The sequence below is a fragment of the Actinospica robiniae DSM 44927 genome, from assembly GCF_000504285.1.
Classification (GTDB): Bacteria; Actinomycetota; Actinomycetes; order Streptomycetales; family Catenulisporaceae; genus Actinospica; species Actinospica robiniae.
In genome coordinates, this window is the sequence record NZ_KI632511.1 from 689,550 (window position 1) to 707,299 (window position 17,750).

The 17,750-nt window shown below is 69.5% G+C and carries 20 protein-coding genes and 2 pseudogenes; 16 read left to right on the top strand and 6 right to left on the bottom strand.

Annotated elements, in window-relative coordinates; all coding sequences use genetic code 11:
- Window positions 1-86 precede the first annotated feature (86 nt).
- On the bottom strand, window positions 87-566 hold the full coding sequence (locus ACTRO_RS02990; protein ID WP_034260965.1) for an ArsI/CadI family heavy metal resistance metalloenzyme: 480 nt from the start codon (window positions 564-566) through the stop codon (window positions 87-89).
- 81 nt (window positions 567-647) lie between these two features.
- On the opposite strand from ACTRO_RS02990, the gene ACTRO_RS02995 reads away from it, so the two are divergent.
- From ACTRO_RS02995 to ACTRO_RS45150, 4 genes are all read left to right on the top strand, one after another.
- On the top strand, window positions 648-1,019 hold the full coding sequence (locus tag ACTRO_RS02995; protein ID WP_034260966.1) for an ArsR/SmtB family transcription factor: 372 nt from the start codon (window positions 648-650) through the stop codon (window positions 1,017-1,019).
- On the top strand, window positions 1,016-1,780 hold the full coding sequence (locus ACTRO_RS03000) for an aquaporin (protein ID WP_051450226.1): 765 nt from the start codon (window positions 1,016-1,018) through the stop codon (window positions 1,778-1,780). The genes ACTRO_RS02995 and ACTRO_RS03000 overlap by 4 nt, the downstream gene beginning before the upstream one ends.
- Window positions 1,777-2,184, top strand: a complete 408-nt coding sequence (locus ACTRO_RS03005) for an arsenate reductase ArsC (RefSeq protein ID WP_034260968.1) — start codon at window positions 1,777-1,779, stop codon at window positions 2,182-2,184. Before ACTRO_RS03000 ends, ACTRO_RS03005 begins: the two co-directional genes overlap by 4 nt.
- Before the next feature lie 336 nt (window positions 2,185-2,520).
- Complete coding sequence (locus ACTRO_RS45150; protein ID WP_051450227.1) at window positions 2,521-2,865, top strand: HNH endonuclease; 345 nt, start codon at window positions 2,521-2,523, stop codon at window positions 2,863-2,865.
- Between the two features lie 23 nt (window positions 2,866-2,888).
- Here the strand turns inward: ACTRO_RS45150 and ACTRO_RS03015 are convergent, their stop codons facing one another.
- Both ACTRO_RS03015 and ACTRO_RS03020 read right to left on the bottom strand, forming a co-directional pair.
- Window positions 2,889-3,140: a PQQ-binding-like beta-propeller repeat protein gene (locus tag ACTRO_RS03015; RefSeq protein ID WP_034260972.1), complete on the bottom strand. Its 252-nt coding sequence runs from the start codon at window positions 3,138-3,140 to the stop codon at window positions 2,889-2,891.
- A 257-nt stretch (window positions 3,141-3,397) separates the two neighbouring features.
- Window positions 3,398-3,793, bottom strand: coding sequence for an ArsR/SmtB family transcription factor (locus ACTRO_RS03020; protein WP_051450228.1), 396 nt, complete (start codon window positions 3,791-3,793; stop codon window positions 3,398-3,400).
- A 171-nt stretch (window positions 3,794-3,964) separates the two neighbouring features.
- Here ACTRO_RS03020 and ACTRO_RS03025 point away from each other — a divergent pair, with 171 nt between their 5' ends.
- Both ACTRO_RS03025 and ACTRO_RS03030 read left to right on the top strand, forming a co-directional pair.
- A complete protein-coding gene (locus ACTRO_RS03025) occupies window positions 3,965-5,854 on the top strand; it encodes a heavy metal translocating P-type ATPase (protein WP_157435685.1) in 1,890 nt (629 codons plus the stop codon).
- Window positions 5,851-6,267, top strand: coding sequence for a hypothetical protein (locus ACTRO_RS03030; protein WP_051450230.1), 417 nt, complete (start codon window positions 5,851-5,853; stop codon window positions 6,265-6,267). Before ACTRO_RS03025 ends, ACTRO_RS03030 begins: the two co-directional genes overlap by 4 nt.
- Window positions 6,268-6,554: 287 nt before the next feature.
- On the opposite strand, the gene ACTRO_RS03035 is transcribed toward ACTRO_RS03030, so the two are convergent.
- Together ACTRO_RS03035 and ACTRO_RS03040 are read right to left on the bottom strand one after the other, a co-directional pair.
- Window positions 6,555-6,770 (bottom strand): YgaP family membrane protein, encoded by a 216-nt coding sequence (locus ACTRO_RS03035; protein ID WP_034260976.1) that lies wholly within the window; start codon window positions 6,768-6,770, stop codon window positions 6,555-6,557.
- Between the two features lie 36 nt (window positions 6,771-6,806).
- Window positions 6,807-8,975, bottom strand: coding sequence for an MMPL family transporter (locus tag ACTRO_RS03040; RefSeq protein WP_034260978.1), 2,169 nt, complete (start codon window positions 8,973-8,975; stop codon window positions 6,807-6,809).
- A gap of 141 nt (window positions 8,976-9,116) precedes the next feature.
- Here ACTRO_RS03040 and ACTRO_RS03045 point away from each other — a divergent pair, with 141 nt between their 5' ends.
- Together ACTRO_RS03045 and ACTRO_RS50205 are read left to right on the top strand one after the other, a co-directional pair.
- Window positions 9,117-9,383: a metal-sensitive transcriptional regulator gene (locus ACTRO_RS03045; RefSeq protein WP_051450231.1), complete on the top strand. Its 267-nt coding sequence runs from the start codon at window positions 9,117-9,119 to the stop codon at window positions 9,381-9,383.
- 158 nt (window positions 9,384-9,541) lie between these two features.
- On the top strand, window positions 9,542-9,814 hold the full coding sequence (locus tag ACTRO_RS50205; protein WP_211244068.1) for a DUF302 domain-containing protein: 273 nt from the start codon (window positions 9,542-9,544) through the stop codon (window positions 9,812-9,814).
- 14 nt (window positions 9,815-9,828) lie between these two features.
- On the opposite strand, the gene ACTRO_RS03055 is transcribed toward ACTRO_RS50205, so the two are convergent.
- Window positions 9,829-10,404, bottom strand: coding sequence for a TetR family transcriptional regulator (locus ACTRO_RS03055; protein WP_034272826.1), 576 nt, complete (start codon window positions 10,402-10,404; stop codon window positions 9,829-9,831).
- 80 nt (window positions 10,405-10,484) lie between these two features.
- Between ACTRO_RS03055 and ACTRO_RS03060 the strand changes: the two genes are divergently transcribed.
- The 8 genes and pseudogenes from ACTRO_RS03060 to ACTRO_RS45170 form a co-directional block, all read left to right on the top strand.
- Entirely contained in the window at window positions 10,485-11,132 is a 648-nt protein-coding gene (locus tag ACTRO_RS03060; RefSeq protein ID WP_051450232.1) for an SAM-dependent methyltransferase, read from the top strand.
- Complete coding sequence (locus ACTRO_RS03065; protein WP_034260980.1) at window positions 11,132-11,785, top strand: DUF2218 domain-containing protein; 654 nt, start codon at window positions 11,132-11,134, stop codon at window positions 11,783-11,785. Before ACTRO_RS03060 ends, ACTRO_RS03065 begins: the two co-directional genes overlap by 1 nt.
- 312 nt (window positions 11,786-12,097) lie before the next feature.
- On the top strand, window positions 12,098-12,358 hold the full coding sequence (locus ACTRO_RS03070; RefSeq protein ID WP_034260982.1) for a hypothetical protein: 261 nt from the start codon (window positions 12,098-12,100) through the stop codon (window positions 12,356-12,358).
- An 87-nt stretch (window positions 12,359-12,445) separates the two neighbouring features.
- Window positions 12,446-14,029, top strand: coding sequence for a multicopper oxidase family protein (locus ACTRO_RS03075; protein WP_034260984.1), 1,584 nt, complete (start codon window positions 12,446-12,448; stop codon window positions 14,027-14,029).
- Window positions 14,030-14,225: 196 nt separating this feature from the next.
- A pseudogene (locus ACTRO_RS50680) lies at window positions 14,226-14,792 on the top strand (MFS transporter); the annotation flags it as partial.
- 493 nt (window positions 14,793-15,285) lie between these two features.
- Window positions 15,286-15,657 carry a nucleotidyltransferase family protein gene (locus tag ACTRO_RS50685; protein ID WP_084316984.1) on the top strand — a complete coding sequence of 124 codons (372 nt, stop codon included), beginning with the start codon at window positions 15,286-15,288 and terminating at the stop codon, window positions 15,655-15,657.
- A gap of 369 nt (window positions 15,658-16,026) precedes the next feature.
- Entirely contained in the window at window positions 16,027-16,764 is a 738-nt protein-coding gene (locus ACTRO_RS03085) for a hypothetical protein (protein WP_157435687.1), read from the top strand.
- A 459-nt stretch (window positions 16,765-17,223) separates the two neighbouring features.
- Window positions 17,224-17,740: pseudogene (locus ACTRO_RS45170) on the top strand (IS5 family transposase); the annotation flags it as partial.
- Window positions 17,741-17,750 lie beyond the last annotated feature (10 nt).

Genomic DNA, 17,750 nt, shown 5'->3' on the forward strand with positions numbered 1-17,750 from the left:
GGATCGAGCTGCCTTTGGTCGTCGGCCGCCGTACCGGACGCGGCTCGTGTTGCGGCCGATCGCCGGAAGCGCCCCCCGCACGCCGGCTAGTAGCAGCCCTTGCGAGTCAGGGTCAGTTCTTCCGCCGCCGGCGCCTGGCGGCAGCAGGCGGTCTGGTCGCGCCTGATGTTGCCGTCGGTCTGGCCTTCGAGGTCGGGGCGGGCGTCGGCGAGCACGGTGTAGACCTCCCAGCGCTCGCTCCCGGGCCCGGTGACCCAGACCTTGTCCTGAAGCGCGTAGCAACAGGTGGTGTTCTCCTCCACGTCGGTGGCCAGGCCCTCGCCGGCCAGGCGCGAGATCGCCTCGGCCACCTGTGCGGCGCCCTCGACCTCGACGCCGAGGTGGTCGAGGCGGGTGGGCTCGTCGTCGTCGCCTTCGAGCAGGACGAGCTTGAGCGGGGGCTCGGTGATGGCGAAGTTGGCGTAGCCGGGGCGGCGCTTGGCCGGCTCGACGCCGAAGAGCTTGCTGTAGAACGCGATCGAGTCATCGAGGTCGGATACGCGCAGGGCGAGTTGGACGCGGGACATGGCGGTCACTCTTCCATTGATTCGACGGATGTCTATGCAGTCGAGCTTGCCCCTTGAATCGATAACTGTCAACATAGATGCATGTCGAAGAAGGAACTCGCGGTGCTCCAGCCGCCCGCCTGCTGCACCCCGATGGTGCGCGAGCCGCTGTCCGAGCAGGACGCGAAGGCGTTGGCGGCCTCGTTCAAGGCGCTCTCGGATCCGGTGCGGCTTCGGCTGCTCTCGCTGATCGCCTCGTTCGAGGGTGGCGAGGCGTGTGTGTGCGATCTGACCGGCCCGTTCGATGTCTCGCAGCCGACCATCAGCCACCACCTGAAAGTGCTGCGCGAGGCCGGGCTGATCGACTCGGAGCGGCGCGGGACCTGGGTCTACTACTGGGTGCTACCCGACGCGCTCGCGCGGCTCGGCTCGCTGCTGGCCACCGACGGCGCAGCCGGCGCGTCCGCCCGATGAGTAGCGAGTCGGCCCGCCGCGCGCTCGCCGAAGCGCTGGGCACCGGGCTGCTGGTCGCGATCGTGGTCGGCTCTGGTATCACGGCGCAGCGCCTGTCCCCGGGCGACATCGGCTTGGAACTGCTGGAGAACTCGATCGCGACCGCTCTCGGTTTGGGTGCGCTGATCCTGATGCTCGGCCCGGTATCCGGCGCGCACTTCAACCCGGTGGTCACCCTCGCCGACTACGTTCTCGGCCGCCGCACCGGTGCCGGGCTCGACGCGGCCACCGTGGCGGTGTTCATCCCGGCGCAGGTCGCGGGCGGCATCGGCGGTGCGGCGCTGGCCAACCTGATGTTCGGCTTGCCCACCGTCACCGCCTCCACCCACGTGCGCGACGGCGGGCACCTGTGGCTCGGTGAAGTCGTCGCGACGGCAGGTCTCGTGCTGCTGGTCTTCTCGCTGGCCCGCACCGGCCGCGGCGCTTATGGCCCGGCGGCGGTCGGTGCGTACATCGGCGCGGCGTACTGGTTCACCTCGTCGACCAGCTTCGCCAACCCGGCCGTCACCATCGCACGTGCGTTCACTGACACGTTCTCCGGGATAGCGCCGGGCTCGATCGCCGGATTCGTCGGCGCGCAACTTCTCGGCGCCGCTATCGGAGTCGGCTTGGTCGCAGTCCTCTTCCCGCACCGCCCGACCCCGGCCAAGCCGCTTGCCTCCGCCGAGCCGCTCGGAGCCGAACACGTCACGATCCCCACGACCGCGAGGACCGCCCCATGACCGACAAACCCAGCGTGCTGTTCGTGTGCGTACACAACGCCGGCCGCTCCCAGATGGCCGCCGGATTCCTCACCCACCTGGCAGGCGACCGGATCGAGGTGCGCTCGGCCGGTTCCGCGCCGGCCGGCACCGTCAACCCCGCCGCCGTGGAGGCGATGAAGGAAGTCGGCATCGACATCTCCGCCGAGGCCCCGAAGATCCTGACCATCGACGCGGTCAAAGCCTCCGACGTGTGCATCACCATGGGCTGCGGCGATACCTGCCCGGTCTTCCCGGGCAAGCGCTACCTCGACTGGAGCCTCGACGACCCGGCAGGCCAGGGCGTCGAGGCCGTCCGACCGATCCGCGACGAGATCGAGCGGCGCGTCCGAGCTCTGATCGCGCAACTCGCTCCGCACGGTTAGGCGGCGAACAAGGCCGTTCCGCGTTTCGTTTGGATGAAGCCACGGCGTGGCACAGGATAGGGCTCCGCCATACCCGTCCGTCCGTGCCGCGAGGTTGCCATGCGCAGATTTCTGATATCCGCTGTGATGATCATGTTTTGCGTTTCGGGATGTACGTCGCTTGGCGGCGCGCCGTCGCCGTCGGATTCGGGAAGTTCGAGCCCGCAGGCGCGTTCGGCCGGGCTGCTTCAGGTGCACGACCCCGGGAAGCTGACCGGGACCGCGCCGGATTCGTGCCGTGCGTTGTCCGGGCCGCGCCCGGATGCGTCGTGCACGCCGGGTGCGATAGACCCGGCGGTGACGCAGGCGAACATAACGACGACGATATGTGCCTCGGGGTACACGGCGAAGGTGCATCCCTCGTCCTCGGCCACGAACCGGCTGAAGGCGCAGATGTACCAGGCCTATGGGATCGCCTCGGGCACCGTGTCCGAGCTCGATCACCTGGTGCCGCTGGAACTCGGCGGAGCGAACGACGTGGCGAACCTGTGGCCGGAGATCGGGAAGCTGCCCAACCCGAAGGACAAGGTGGAGAACGATCTGCGCGAGGACGTGTGCTCGGGGAAGGTGTCGCTGGCTGCCGCGCAGAAGGCGATAGCGGCGGACTGGATGACCGCGGAGGAGCAGCTCGGGGTGTCGTGAGCCGCGGTGTCGCCGGTCTGCCGTCAGGCTCCGGCGACGGCGGCGACGCCGGTGTCGGTGCCGACGAAGACCTGGTCGCCGGACAGAGTGGGGGAGACGAAGTTCGGGGTCGGGCCGCCGAGGTAGATCTGTGCCTTGGCGGCGCCGGTGGCCGGGTCGAGGGCGTAGAGCTCTCCGGCGAAGTAGTTCACCCACCAGACCGCGCCGCCGCCGACAGTGGGGGAGCCTTCGGCGGGAAGGGTGGATTTCCACAGCACCGTCGGAGTGCCGATCAACGCGTCTGACCTGGGCCGAGCGAGACTGTGGGTGATCGGCCCCTTCGATTCTCAGGCTAGGGACCACGGAGGCATCCGCCAGAGTCCCACCCAGGCAGAGATCCGCTCGGTCCCGAACCTGTCTGTCGGCCCGCATTGCACATGGACGGCGATATGGTTTCAGGCTGAAATTACCAAGGCCGTCGGCGCTGAAGCGCACTCACGGCAACACCACGCAGAGATGGCCGTCGCTCACGGCGGTGACAGCGTGCTTCTGCTTAGGCGATCGTCTCGATCCCGGGCTGGCCGACGTGGTCGCGCAGGCCCAGGCGCAGATGCTCTGAGTGGTAGACGGCTTCGTCGAGAAGGGCGGCGACGTGGTTGTCGTAGAGGGCATACACGGTGTTCTTGCCCTGACGCGTGCCGGTGACGAGGCCGAGGTGGCGCAGTAGGCGCAGTTGGTGGGAGACGGCGGACTGCTCCATGCCGATCTCGCGGGCCAGCTCAGTGACCGTACACGCGCCCCGGCGCAGTCGCACGAGGATCAGCAGGCGGCTGGGGGTGGCCAGTGCCTGGAGCGTCTCGGCCACGGCGGCAGCAGACGCGGCGTCGAGCACCGCCTGCGGGGCCCGCTCACGCGGCACGTTCTCCTGCTCGGCGTTGACATGACCCATGCACGAAGCATACCAGCGGTGTTCGCATGAAGAAATATTCATGCGATCAGGTATAGTCGGCCGGGTAGCTCCCCAAGATCGAGGATCCGCCATGCCCACCGACATGATCGACACCCGGCCCGCCGCCGTGCAGAGCGGACCCGCCGAGCCCACCCGCCCCGTGCAGCGGGGGTGTGGTCGCTGCCCGAGGTGAAGTGGGCGGCGCTGGCGACGGCGCTGTTCCTGGTGGGTCTGGTCGCTCATTTTGCCCACGCGCCCGGGTGGCTGCCGTGGACGTTCTTCCTCGTCTGCTACGCGGCCGGCGGGTGGGAGCCGGGCCTGGCCGGGCTGGGCGCGCTGCGCGAGAAGACCCTCGACGTCGACCTGCTCATGGTGCTCGCCGCAATCGGCGCCGCGGCCGTCGGACAGGTGCTGGACGGTGGGCTGCTGATCGTCATCTTCGCGACCTCCGGTGCGCTCGAGGCGGTAGCGACCCATCGCACCGCTCAGGCCGTCCGCGGGCTGCTCGACCTCGCCCCCGAGCGCGCTGTGCGTTTGGCCGGAAACGACGCGGAAGAACTCGTCGACGCCGCGGCCCTGAGTGTCGGTGACGTCGTACTCGTGCGTCCCGGGGAGCGGATCGCAGCCGACGGCCGGGTCGTGTCCGGCGCGAGCGAAGTGGATCAGGCCACCATTACCGGGGAGCCGCTGCCGGTCGCCAAGTCCGAAGGCGACGAGGTCTTCGCGGGCACCCTCAACGGCACCGGCGCGCTGCGTGTCCGGGTAGGCCGCGAGGCCTCCGAAAGCGTGGTCGCCCGGATCGTCGCGATGGTCGAAGACGCCTCGGAGACCAAGGCGAAGACGCAGCTGTTCATTGAGAAGGTCGAGCAGCGCTACTCGATCGGCATGGTGAGCGCGACCGTGCTGCTGTTCGCGATCCCGCTGCTTGCGGGCGCGGCGTTCCAGCCGAGCCTGCTGCGCGCGATGACCTTCATGATCGTCGCATCGCCCTGCGCCGTCGTCCTCGCGACCATGCCGCCGCTGCTCGCCTCGATGGCCAACGCCGGCCGCCACGGCGTGCTGGTGAAATCCGCGGTCGTAATGGAGCAGCTCGGCGCGACCACGCGCGTGGCGTTCGACAAGACCGGCACCCTGACCGAGGGCACGCCCCGCCTGGCCCGCATCCAGTCGCTCTCGAGCACCGATCTGTCCGAGCAGCAGATCCTCGCCCTCGCCGCCTCCGCGGAGAACCCGTCCGAGCACCCGCTGGCCCGCGCGATCGTCACCGCGGCCCGCGAGGCCGGGCACACGCTCGTGGGCACCGAGGAGTTCGCCGCGATCCCCGGCCAGGGCGTGCGCGCCCGCGTCCAGGGCCACGACGTGGAGATCGGCAGCCCCACCCGCCTGCTCGACGATCCCGCAGACGGCGAACTCGCCGACGTCATCACGCAGCTCGAAGTCTCCGGCCACACCGCAGCGCTGGTGCGTGTGGACGGCAAGCCGGTGGCCGTCTTCGGCATCGCCGACCGCCTGCGACCCGCCGCAGCCGACGCCGTGGAACGGATCGCCACCGTCACCGGCACTGCGCCGCTCCTGCTGACCGGCGACAACCAGCGCGCCGCCGACCTGCTCGCCGCCCAGGCCGGCATCACCGACGTGCGCGCGGAACTGCTGCCGCAGGACAAGGTCGAAGCGGTCCGTTCACTGGAGGCTTACGGCCAGCGAATCCTGCTGGTCGGCGACGGCGTGAACGACGCGCCCGCGCTCGCCGCCGCGCACACCGGCGTCGCGATGGGCCGGGCGGGATCGGACCTCGCGCTCGACACCGCCGACGCCGTCATCATGCGCGACGACCTCGCCACCATCCCCGCAGTGATCACGCTCTCGCGCCGCGCCCGCACGGTCGTGCAGGCCAACCTCGTCATCGCGTCCGTCATCATCCTCGCCCTGGTCACCTGGGACCTGGCCGGCCACCTCCCGCTTCCGCTCGGCGTGCTCGGGCACGAGGGCTCCACCGTGATCGTGGGCCTCAACGGCCTGCGGATGCTGCGCAAATCCGCCTGGACCAAGGCACTGCGATGAGCGGAGGAAAGAAGGAAACCAAACAGAAGGCGCAGACGCAGATCGGCGCGGCCACCGTCACCGTGTGCCGCGGCTGCTGCTGCGGACGGGTCGAGAAGAACCCTGGCGTCGACCACGCCGGACAGCTCGCCACCCTGCGCGAACGCCTCGGCCCGGCACGCGTTCGCGTCTCGGACTGCCTCGACGTGTGCGAGCAGTCCAACGTCATCGTCGTCAGCCCGGCTCCAGCCGCGCGCGCCGGCGGGGAACGCCCGGTCTGGCTCGGCCTCGTCCACGACCCTGACGCCGTCACCGACATCGCCGACTGGGCCCAGGCCGGCGGCCCCGGCGCCGCCGAGCCTCCCGCGATTCTCGACCTCTACCGCTTCAGCCCTTCCCGCCGCGTCCGCGCGGAATCAGGCATCGACTCGTAGCGGCCGCAACGGTCTGCCGCTGTGCGTACGGCCTGCGGTTGCCGAACAGGCGCGCGACCAGCCCGCCGCCCTTGCGGGTGTTGCGCGGCGGGCAGGAGCAGCGCTCGGAGCCCGGGATTCCGGCGAGCACTTGCTCGACGTGCATCCCGCATCCTCGATAGGTGGCCTTGCCGCAGGACTTGCAGGTGGCACGCTGGCACGTGGGTGGATCTCTCTTCAGGCGGCGAGGCCGAGCCCGGTGGCCGGTCCCAGCGCCAGATCGATGAGCACGACCGATCCCGCCTTGCCTATTGCACGCGGCAGCCGTTGCCGCGACAGGAACGCCCGAACAGCGGGGAGATGGGGCAGAGGTTGAACACGCCGGTGGCCAGCGGCAGCAGGCCGAAAACGGCCAACGCCCACCACGCTCCGCCGGCGGCGACGCCGACGGCGATCAGGGCCAAGCCGATCAGGATCCTGATCGTGCGGCCAGGGCGGGTGGACATGAAATCGAGGAAGTGCATGAGATGCTCTGTCTTTCTGCGGGGTGCTTGGTGCGGTCAGTGCGAGAAGCGGATGTCGGGCAGGATCCGGGCTAGCCGGCGCGGGCAGGACCACGTCGCGTGGTTCATCAGCCGCAGCAGCACGGGAAGCAGGACGAGGCGGATCAGGGCCGCGTCGAGGAAGACCGCGACGCCGAGGATGACGCCCATCTCCTTCGGCGGCAGAGGCCCGGAGAGCGCGAAGGTGAAGAACACCGCGACCATGACGGCGGCTGCCGCGAACACGACGCGCCCGGAGTGGCGCAGCGCGCCGGTGACCGCGGCTTTCGGGTCGCCGGTCAGTTCGTAGTGTTCCTTGGCTGCGGCGAGCAGGAACACGGTGTAGTCCATCGCGATCGCGAAGATCATGGCGAAGAAGAACACTGGTGCCCAGCCGTCCAGGAAGTGCTGCGGGGTGAATCCGAGCACTGAGGCGCCGTGGCCGTTCTGGAAGACCAGCCGGGCGACGCCGAACGCGGCGGCGGTGGACAGCAGGCTGGTGAGCGTGCCGGCCAGGGCGGCGAGCGGGGCGCGCAGCGCGACCAGCAGCAGGAGGAACCCGAGGCCGAGCACGGTGCCGATGACCAGCGGGGTCTTGGCGTTCAGGGCGGACTGCAGGTCCAGATTCTCCACCGCCGCGCCGCCCACGATCGCGTGTGCGGGCAGGCCGGCGCGCAGGTGCTCGACCGTGGCGCCGAGTGCGGGGCTGGAGGGATCGACGCTCGGCACGGCCTGGATCAGCACCAGGTCCGCGCCGTCGGCGGCGCGTTGGGCCGGGGTGACGGCGGCGATCCCGCCGGTCTCGGCCGCCGCGTCGTGCGCCGCCTGCGCCTCGGACGCGGGGGCGAGGATCTGCAGCATGCCCGGCATGCCGGGGCCGAAGGCCTGCTGCACCTCGGTGTAGCCGACGCGGGCGGAGGCCGTCTCGGGCACGACGGTGATCGAGGGCATCGCGGTGCGCAGTCCCAGCAGCGGCGAGGCCAGCGCGAGCAGGATGACGAGGGCGGGCAGGCCGTAGCGCAGGGGATTGCGCCACAGCCGTTCTCCCCAGCTGGCGAATACTCGGCTGCCGTCTCCGGCTGCGCCCTCAGTGTTCTTCTTCGTCCACGGCAGCCGGCCGGCATCCACGCGTCGGCCGAGCTTGCCGAGGACGGCCGGCAGCAGGGTCAGGGTGGCGGCCAGCACGAAGGCGACCGCGAGCATGATCCCGGCGGACATCGAACGGAACGCGGGGACCGGGACCAGCATCACCGCGGACAGGCTGACGAGCACGGTCGCCCCGGACAGGGCGACGGCCTTGCCGGCGGTGTCCATGGTCTGACCCACCGCCCGGTGCACGTCCCCGTGCCGCGCCAATGCGGCGCGGAAGCGCACGACGAGGAACAGGGCGTAGTCGATGCCGAGGGCGAGGGCGAACATCATGGCGAAGTTCATCGCCCAGATCGAGGTCGGCGTGAGGTGGTTGAGCAGGACCAGCGCGCCGGCCGACGCGGCGAGGCCGGAGATCGTCAACAGCAGCGGCAGGCCGGCGGCGACGAGGGAGCCGAAGGCGAGCACCAGGATGATCATCGTCACGGGCCAGGACATGATCTCCGAGTGCATCATCGCGTCGTGGTTGGCGGCGTTGAAATCGCTCCACAGCACCGACGAGCCGGTGGCCGCCACGGTGACCCCGTGCCCCGACAGTGCGGCGAGCGGCGCCTTGAGGTCGTCTGCCGCCCGAACCATCGTGTTCGTGTCCGCGTGAGCGCCGGCGAGCAGGACCTCGGTGTGTCCGTCCGCGCTGATCGTGACGCCGGACTGAGGCTGCAGGACCGCGCCGATACGCGGGTCGGCCTGCAGCAGCCGGGTCGCCTGGGCGGCCACGGCGCGCACGGCGGGCTCGGTGACCGGCCGGTCGGCGTGCACCACGACCTGGATCGCGCTTGATCCGGCGCCGCCGAAGTGCTGATCGACCAGGTCGCGCACTTGAACGGACTGCGAGCCATCCGCCTGCCAGCCCGCCCCGGCCAGCGCCTTGGTCGCCTGCGGGGCCAGCGCCCCGAGCCCGGCGATCACGATGAGCCACAGCACCAGCGTCAGCCGGAACCGACTCGCCGCGGCCTGGCCGACCCGCCCCAGCACCCCCGGCCGCTGCGGCTTTTCGGCCGCGTCGACCGCCTGCAACTCGCTCGCAGCTATCGCCACGTCTTCCTCCCGGTGTGATCCTTCTCGACGCAGATACCCCCAGGGGTATCGCCGGGAGCATGATAGGCATACCCGGTGGGGTATCCGCAAATACCCCATGGGGTATATTGGGGTGCGAGAACAAGCGAGGGGAGACACCCGATGCAGGTGGAGTCCGAGACCGTAGCCGAGGTCACCAAGCGGCTGCGCCGCGCCGAAGGCCAGATCCGCGGCGTGATCGCGATGCTCGAGTCCGGCCGCGATTGCGCCGAGGTGGTCACCCAGCTCGCCGCCGTCTCCCGGGCCCTGGATCGGGCCGGCTACAAGGTGATCGCCAGCGGCCTGCAGCAGTGCATGGACTCCGACGATCCCGAGCAGCGCGCCGCGAACGTCGCGAAGATGGAGAAACTCTTCCTCTCCCTTGCCTGATCGCCGGACCACCACGGCAGTACCCTGATGGGGAAAGGCGCCACGATGGCCTACGGCACCGCAGTCGTTCTCGACCGCCCGCAGGAGCTCGTACTCGAGCAGGTCCGCGCCGCCCTGAAGGACCAGGGCGTCCTGACCAAGACGACGTCCAGGCCACCATGCGCGAGAAGCTCGGCGAGGAGACCGGCCCCCACGTCATCCTGGGCGCCTGCAACCCGCCGCTGGCCCACCGCGCCCTCAGCGCCGACCCGTCGATCGGCTTGTTGCTGCCGTGCAACGTGGTCGTGCGCGGGCATGACGACACAACCGTGGTCGAGGCGCTAGACCCGACCGTCATGGGCGAACTCGCTGGCGACGACCGCTTGAAGCCGGTGGCCGAGGAGGCGAAGAGCCGCCTGGCAGCTGCACTCGGCGCGCTAGGGCACGCCTGAGAGCTGCCGGGGGTTCACACGGCTGGGCGCAGTCCTGCGATGACGACCTCGACCAGGCGGTGCACCGACGGCTCGTCGGGGAGACCTGATGCGGCGGCCAGGGCATGCAGGGCATACGTGGCGAGGTATGCCGGGGCGGTGTCGGTGCGTACCGCGCCGCTTGCTGCAGCGTCGGCCAGTAGCCGGGTGATCAGAGCGAGCAACTGCTGCTGGGCGGGTTCGAGGCCCGGGTCGCGGTGCAAGAACGCGGCCAGGTCGCCGGGGTGCGCGCCGCGGTGGCGGGAGATGAACGCGTAGGCGGTCAGTACGGCGTGCAGCTGCGAGGCCGGGTCGTCGTGCTGCGTGCGGATCGCGGCCAGTTCGGCGAGGTGCTCGGCGACCTGCCGCTCGTGCCAGGCCAGCAGGATCGCCTCGACGTCCGGGAAGTACTTGTAGAGCGTGGCCCGCCCGATGCCCGCCTGCTCGGCGATCTGAGACATCGTCACTGCGGCCAGCCCGCGCTCGCTCACGAGGTGCCACATCGCGTCCAGGATCGTCTCGCGCACCGTTTCGCGGTGCGAGGCGATCGTCTCGGTCCACAGCTTCGGCACCCCCGCAGTGTACATCGCGACGACCATATGACACTCTGAAACAGTCAGAACAAAGTGTCTCGAAAAATGGGAGCGATGCCGTGGACGCGCACGACGCACCAGTGGCGGCGCCGGATGGGAAGGGCGGGTATGACGCGCTGTACGCGATGCGGCCGCCGTGGGATATCGCGGCTGCGCAGCCGGCGTTGCGGGAGTTGGCCGAGGCGGGCTTGATCCGCGGGCGGGTCCTGGATGTCGGGTGCGGGACGGGCGAGCACGCACTGATGGCTGCGGCTCTCGGCTGCACGGCGACCGGCGTGGATCTGTCGGAGGCTGCTCTGGATCAAGCGCGGCGCAAGGCTTCCGAACGCGGGCTCGCCGTCCGCTTCGATCGGCGCGACGCGCTTGACCTCGCCGGATGGGGCGAGCGGTTCGATGTGGTGCTCGACTCGCTGGTCTTCCACGCGCTGCACGGCGAGCAGCGCCGCCGCTACGTCGAGAACCTCGCCGCAGTGCTCGAGATCGGCGGACGGCTGCTCGTACTCTGCTACGCCGAGGAGCCGCCGAGCCGCGGCGGACCAGTGCACAAGGTCACGCCCGAGGACATCGAATCAGCCTTCGCCGACGGCTGGCGGATCGACGCTATGGACGCGGTCACCGTCGAGACCGCACTGCCCTCTCTGCCCGACGGACTGCGCGGCTGGCGCGTCGCCCTGACCCGCACCGAAGCCGCGAAGGAGAACGCCTGATGCCCGCCGCCGAGACACGTATCCCGACCGACCGCGCTGCACGCTACCTCGAGCAGCTGTGCAGCCACCTCGGTTCGATGCAGCACATGCGCCACCTGCCCTCGGCCGCGTCAGCCTCGGGCCACGGCAACGGCCACGGCCCCGGCGAGGCCGGAATGCCGCGCGTCGAGAACGTCGAGAAGAACGGGAACCACGCGGTGATCCGTTTCGCCGACGGGTCCTGGGATCTGACGGCGCACGAGGACGAGCTGCTGCTGCGCGTCGAGGCGGACGAAGACGCCGCGCTCGAACGGCTCAAGGGCGCGATCGCGGCTCGGATAGCGAAGATCGGTCGACGTGACGGGCTGAGCGTCCACTGGTCATCGGACCATGAACCGCACGATCCGCAGTCGGCCGCGGAGGGCCGGCCGGCGCGAGGACGCGGAAGCAGGGGGCGGTTGCGCACGCTTGGCTGGTGCATGCTGGCCGCTCTGGCCGTCGCAATCCACCTCGGGCTCATCGGCTCACTGCTCGGCGGAGGGCGTTCGAAGGATGTCGCGGCCGACGCGATCATCGCGCTGATCGTGGTGAAACTCATCCTCCTCGGTCTCCATGCCCGATTCGGTCGCGGCCGCCCACACCATCGGAATTCAAGCCCTGATACCTCGGGCTGAGCTGTGGCGGGCACGCGGGCCGAACGCCGCTGCCCACTGACTGGCCCTGTACCTCCCAGGGGTAGTTCTCGCTGATAAATCTATCCGCACGGCGGCACGGCCATAGCTCGCGCACGATAGCCTCGAGGCGCCGGAGATCCAGCCGGCGCCCCGGCAAAGCGGGAGGCCTCGATGCGGGAACGCGGTGCGCCGCACCCGTCCTGCGCGTGCCTGGCCCGCAGCGCATTCGCCCTGGCGGTTGTGTTCGCGCTTGCGACATGCGCGCTGGTCTGCGTCTCCGGAGCACCGGCGACCGAATCGGCGCCTGCGCCGATGCCGATGTCCGCAGCCCATCAGAACACGCACACGGGCTCGGCGGTCGCCGCTCAAGACGACGACTGCGACTGCTGCAACGGGTCGAGCTGCGCGTACGCCGTCCCCGTTTCCGGACGGGTGCATCCCAACGCAGCGCCCACAGACGCGGAACTGAGCGCGTCGCCGCTGTGTTGCGGCGCGTCCGGCACCCGCTCGAGCGGTGCCGATCCCGTGCCCAAGCCACCATCCCTGACCGAACTGAGCCTGCTGCGGATCTAGAAGCTTGGCCCAGGCGTGGCCTCGTCACGCCTTTCGCCAGGTACGAGATCCGTTCATCCGCCATGCTCTGATTCGGAAGGCCCCACTATGACCGCCCACCTCGATCGGCGCGCCGTGCTGCGCGCGGGTACCGTCGCCGGCGCCGGCCTCCTGCTCGGCACGAGCACCACAGCCTGCAGCGTCGACTCCGTGCCCGCGTCCATCCCGTACATGCTGATCGAACCGACCGACCCGTCCGTGGCCGCGCGCGAATCGGCTCGCCACCACTCCGGCGCGACCCGCACCGTCACCCTCGACCCCGTGCCCACCCGGGTCGACCTCGGGGGAGTAGTCGTGGACACGTGGACCTACGGCGGGACGCTGCCCGGTGCCGAGATCCGCGTCAACCGCGGGGATTTGATCACCGCGCACCTGGCCAACCACCTGCCCGCCGAGACCACCGTGCACTGGCATGGGATCGCGATCCGCAACAACATGGACGGAACCCCGCAGGTCACGCAGAACCCGGTGAAGCCCGGCGCGGCCTTCACCTACACGTTCGTCACCGCGAACCCGGGAACCTACTGGCTGCACCCGCACGTCGGCGTCCAACAGGACCGGGGCCTCTACGCCCCGCTGATCGTCGAGGATCCGGGGGAGAAGGCCGACTACGACCACGACTGGACCGTCGTGCTCGACGACTGGATCGACGGCGTCGACGGCCAGAGCCCAGACAGCGTGCTCGCGACCCTTCGGCGCGGTATGACCGGCATGTCGGCTGATCCCAGCCCGAGCGCGTCCGAGACCGCGATGTCCATGCCGGGCATGGACATGAGCAGCACGCCGATGGCCGGCGGCTCGGCGATGCTCACCGGTGCCACCAGTGACTTGCTCGGCGGGGACGGCGGCGATGTGCGCTACCCCTACTACCTCGTCAACGGCCGCCTGCCCACCGACCCGGTCACCTTCAACGCCCGACCCGGCCAGCGCGCCCGCATCCGCATCATCAACGCCGGCGCAGACTCCGCCTTTCGCGTCGCCCTCGGCGGCCACACCCTGACCGTCACCCACACCGACGGCCAGCCCGTCCAACCCGTCCAGGCCACGAGCCTGCTGCTCGGCATGGGCGAGCGCTACGACGTCGAGGTCACCCTCCACGACGGAGTCTTCCCTCTCGTCGCCCTCGCCGAAGGCAGGAACGCCACCGCCCACGCGATCGTGCGCACCGCCTCCGGCCGGGCCCCGGCGCCCGACGCGCGTCCGGCCGAACTCGCCGCCGCCCCGATCGGTTACAGCGAGCTGCGCGCCACCGACGCCTACCAGCTGGGAGCCGAGACCCCGGACGTCAGCAGCACTCTGCGCCTGACCGGCGGCATGAAGCACTACGACTGGCGCGTCAACGGCCTCGCCTACAACGCCGCCGACCCGCTCATGCGCGTCGAAGTCGGCCAGCGCGCCCGCATCGCGTGGACAAACACCACGGCCATGTGGCACCCGATGCACCTGCACGGCCACAGCTTCCAACTCGCGAATGGCGGGCCGCGCAAGGACACCGTCATCGTCCTGCCCGGCCGATCCGTCGCCGTCGACTTCGATGCCGACAATCCCGGCCAGTGGATGACGCACTGTCACAATGCGTATCATGCTGCCGCCGGGATGATGGGCGTTATCGGCTACCAGACCACCGTTTAGAGGCGAAGATGCGTGAGACTTCCGGAGCCGATCGCAGTGAGCGTGCGCGGCTGTGGCCGTTGTACGCTGCCGGGTTCACCACGGCGTTCGGCGCGCACGGGGTGGCGGCGAACCTGGGTTCGCGTTCACCGCGCACCGCGGCGAGTCGCTGTTGGCGCTCGGTGGGCTGCTCGCGCTTTACGACGCGGCGGAAGTCGTGCTCAAGCCCGTCTTCGGCGCGTTGTCGGACCGCGTGGGAGCGAAGGCAGTGCTGCTGGGTGGGCTGATCGGGTTCGCGCTGGCGACGGAGGTCTTCTCCGTCTCGAACGAGCCGGGACCGCTCTGGGCGGCGCGGCTCGGTCAGGGGGCTGCGGCTTCGGCGTTCTCCCCGGCCGCGTCCGCGCTGGTAGCCCGGCTGAACCCGAAGGCCAAGCAGGGACGGGCGTTCGGCTCGTACGGGTTCTACAAGTCCATCGGCTACACCGCAGGACCCTTGCTCGGCGGCGCACTGGCCGCCGCCGGCGGCCTGCGGCTGGTGTTCGTCGTGATGAGCGTGCCAGCCGGCGCTGTCGCGGTGTGCGCCGCGCTCGCCGTGCCGCACGTGCCGCCGATCGCCAAGTCCCGGCAGACGCTCCTCGACCTGGCCCGGCGCCTTGCCGATGGTGCGTTCCTGCGCCCGACCCTGGCGCTGGCGTTCGCCACTGGGGCGCTGTCGATCGGTGTCGGATTCCTGCCCGTGCTTGGTTGGCACGCCGGGCTCGGGACGGTCACGACCGGGGCCGCGGTCTCGCTGCTCGCGTTGTGCGCGGCGCTGACCCAGCCCCGGGCTGGGCGCGCCCTGGACGCCGGACGGCTGGACACCGGGACCGGAGTGGCCGCGGGGTTGGCGATCACCGCCGTGGGCTTGGCGGCCGGGATGATCCCGGGACTGGCCGGCATGCTGATCGCGGCCGTGCTGATCGGCGTCGGCACCGGTGTGATCACCCCGCTCGGCTTCGCGGCCCTGGCCTCGGCCACCCCGCCCGAGCGCATCGGCGCGACCCTGGGCGCGGCCGAACTCGGCCGGGAGTTGTGCGACGCCGGGGGCCCGCTGCTGGTCGGCGCGGTCGCCGTCGGGGCCGGGCTGGCCGCGGGCTTCGGCACGCTGGCGGCGCTCACGGCACTGGCCGCACCCCTCACCCGAGCCTCTTGCCGGGCGGCTTCTTCGAGATGCGCAGCAGCAGGCCGAGCGTGTGCCTGGCCCAGGCGACGAGGTCGCCACTGTAGCCTTTCCCGCCATGGCCTGCTGCGTGGGCATCCGGATCGAGGACGACGGCAGGTGGAGTGTGTACGCATCTTACGGTTTATCGGACCTCTTCAACCTCGTCATCCGGCCCAACCCAGTCCATGTCACTCGAGAGATCTACGAAGCCAAAGCTCACCGGTGGCACGGCCGGTGGCCCGATCTGACGGTGACAGCGTGGCCGCAGCCAACGGCGCTTCGGGACGTCTCGCGGTCCTTCTGGAGTTCACGAACATCGGCACGCGCAGCGGTATGGTCCATGGCCGTCAGGGTAGCGACGACGCCCGAGGCTTACCGGGAACTTGTCACGCTGGCTACGGCGCGGCGAGCAGTGTGGTCACCAAGGCGCGCAGGCTCTTGTTGGTGATCTGCCCGGTCACGGTGTGCACGGATGCTGCGAGGGCGCCGGGGTTGACCCGTGAGAAACTCTCGCGTTGGATGCCGGTAACGCGAGGGCTCGGTACGCCTCCGCGGCAACCCATGGGAGGATGTCTTGCTGCGCAGAGCAATGGGCCGCGCGACGATGGTCGCGGCTGCGGTATGCGCGTTGCTGGTACTGGCTCCGGCCGCCGCCAATGCCGCGTACTACAACACCTACACGACCGTCGCCACGCTCGGAGACGGCAACGATGGCTCGTACACGACCGATGAGGGCTTTGCCGTCGGTACCACGTACACGTACTCGATAAAGCTCGACGGTTCAAGCGGTTCGCGGGCTGAGATCTACCGTACCGACATGAGCGACGGGACCACCACGCTCATGACCTACTCAATCAATGGGAACAGCCAGGACTACATCACCGGCCTCGGTCATGCCAACGACATCGCGCTGATGTCGAACGGCGGCAACTACTACATGTACGTCGTGACGATGGCGACTACGGGCGCGAGTCTGGTGAAGCTGCAGTACGTCGGAACCACGTACACCGAGGTCGGCAGTTACACGATCACGTACGGCGGCGCCGAGAAAGCAATGAGCGGCGTGAAGATCATCGAGAAGACCGCGTCCGACGCCGACTTCCTGTTCAAGCTCGGGACGTCCTACTACAAGGGCACGCTCGGGCTCACCGCTCCCAGCGGCACCATCGCCGTGACCAACATCTTCAACCTGGATGTCGCCGACGCCCCGGTCGACGGCGCTACGGTGTCGGGCATCGATACGTGGGCCAGCCAGGGAATCGGCTACTCCGACGGCCTGCTCTATCACATCGTGACAAACGACAATGTCAGCATCGTGCTCGTCTACCAGAGCGTCCTCGACTTCTACGACGATCCTCAGTCCCCGGCCCCCACGCTCGCCTCTGATCCCACCCTGTCATTCCGGGTCACGTCGAGCACGTATTCGGCTCTGTTCGAGATCGAGGGCGTCGGCGTCGCGTCCGGCACGCTCTGGTTCGGCGCCAACCGCGCGACGACATCCGGCGGCGCCAACCACGACTGCGTCTGCACATTCAATGGTTACGTAGCCTCGTAGCGCCCACACCGACGTCCTCGTGACTCCGGTTCGGCAAAACCCCGGCGGGACCGCGACAACCGCGCGATCCCGCCGGGGGCTGATGCACCCGGGAGATCGTCGAGTCGACCCGCCCGTGTACGCTCAATCGCCCTCGCCACAGGCGCCGACCGTACATCCGTTGCGCTACAACGTAAATGACTTCAGGCCAGATTATGATCTACGACTGGAGTACCAGGTGGCGCTGCCATGCCCCATCGGTACGCCGTCTCAGCGCTACTGGTTCAGTTCAGAGCACACTGAAGTTCACGCCGCGAAGCGTCGTCGTTCGTCAGAACGAGCCTTGGGATTATTTAGGCTCTCCTGACCCATCCGTGGGTCTTTGGCCTGGCGTTACATGGCTGCACGCCGTTCCCGGTCTAGGACGTGTTTTAGAACCCTGCTGTGCTGGGTGGCAGTAGCTGCGAGGACAATCGCGTCGTGTCGCGAGGGGACTTGGCTCATGCGCAATGGGCGGTGCTGCAGCCGTTGCTGCCGGTCTCGGCTACCGGCCGTCCAGTTGCGGCGCAACGCAGGCTGATCGACGGGATCCGGTTTCGTGTGCGTACCGGCGTGCCTTGGCGAGACCTGCCCGAACGGTACGGTCCCTGGCAGACGGCGTACGGACTCTTCCGCCGCTGGCAGCGTGATGGCACCTGGGCACGGATCCTCACAGGGCTTCAAGCCAGGGCTGATGCACTGGGGCTGATCACCTGGGAGGTCAGCGTCGATTCCACAATCTGCAGAGCTCACCAGCACGCTGCCGGCGCACGGCGCGATGGCGTTCTGCAGAAGCAGCCACCAGGCGGTGTGACGCAGGAGCCGAACGATCACGCTCTGGGCCGCTCGCGTGGCGGCTTCACCACGAAGATTCACCTCGCCTGCGAGCCGTGTGCCCAGACTCGGCCCGGGACGCCCGCGCGTTCGGCCCGAGCGCGTGCGCGCCGATAAGGCATACTGGCTCATCG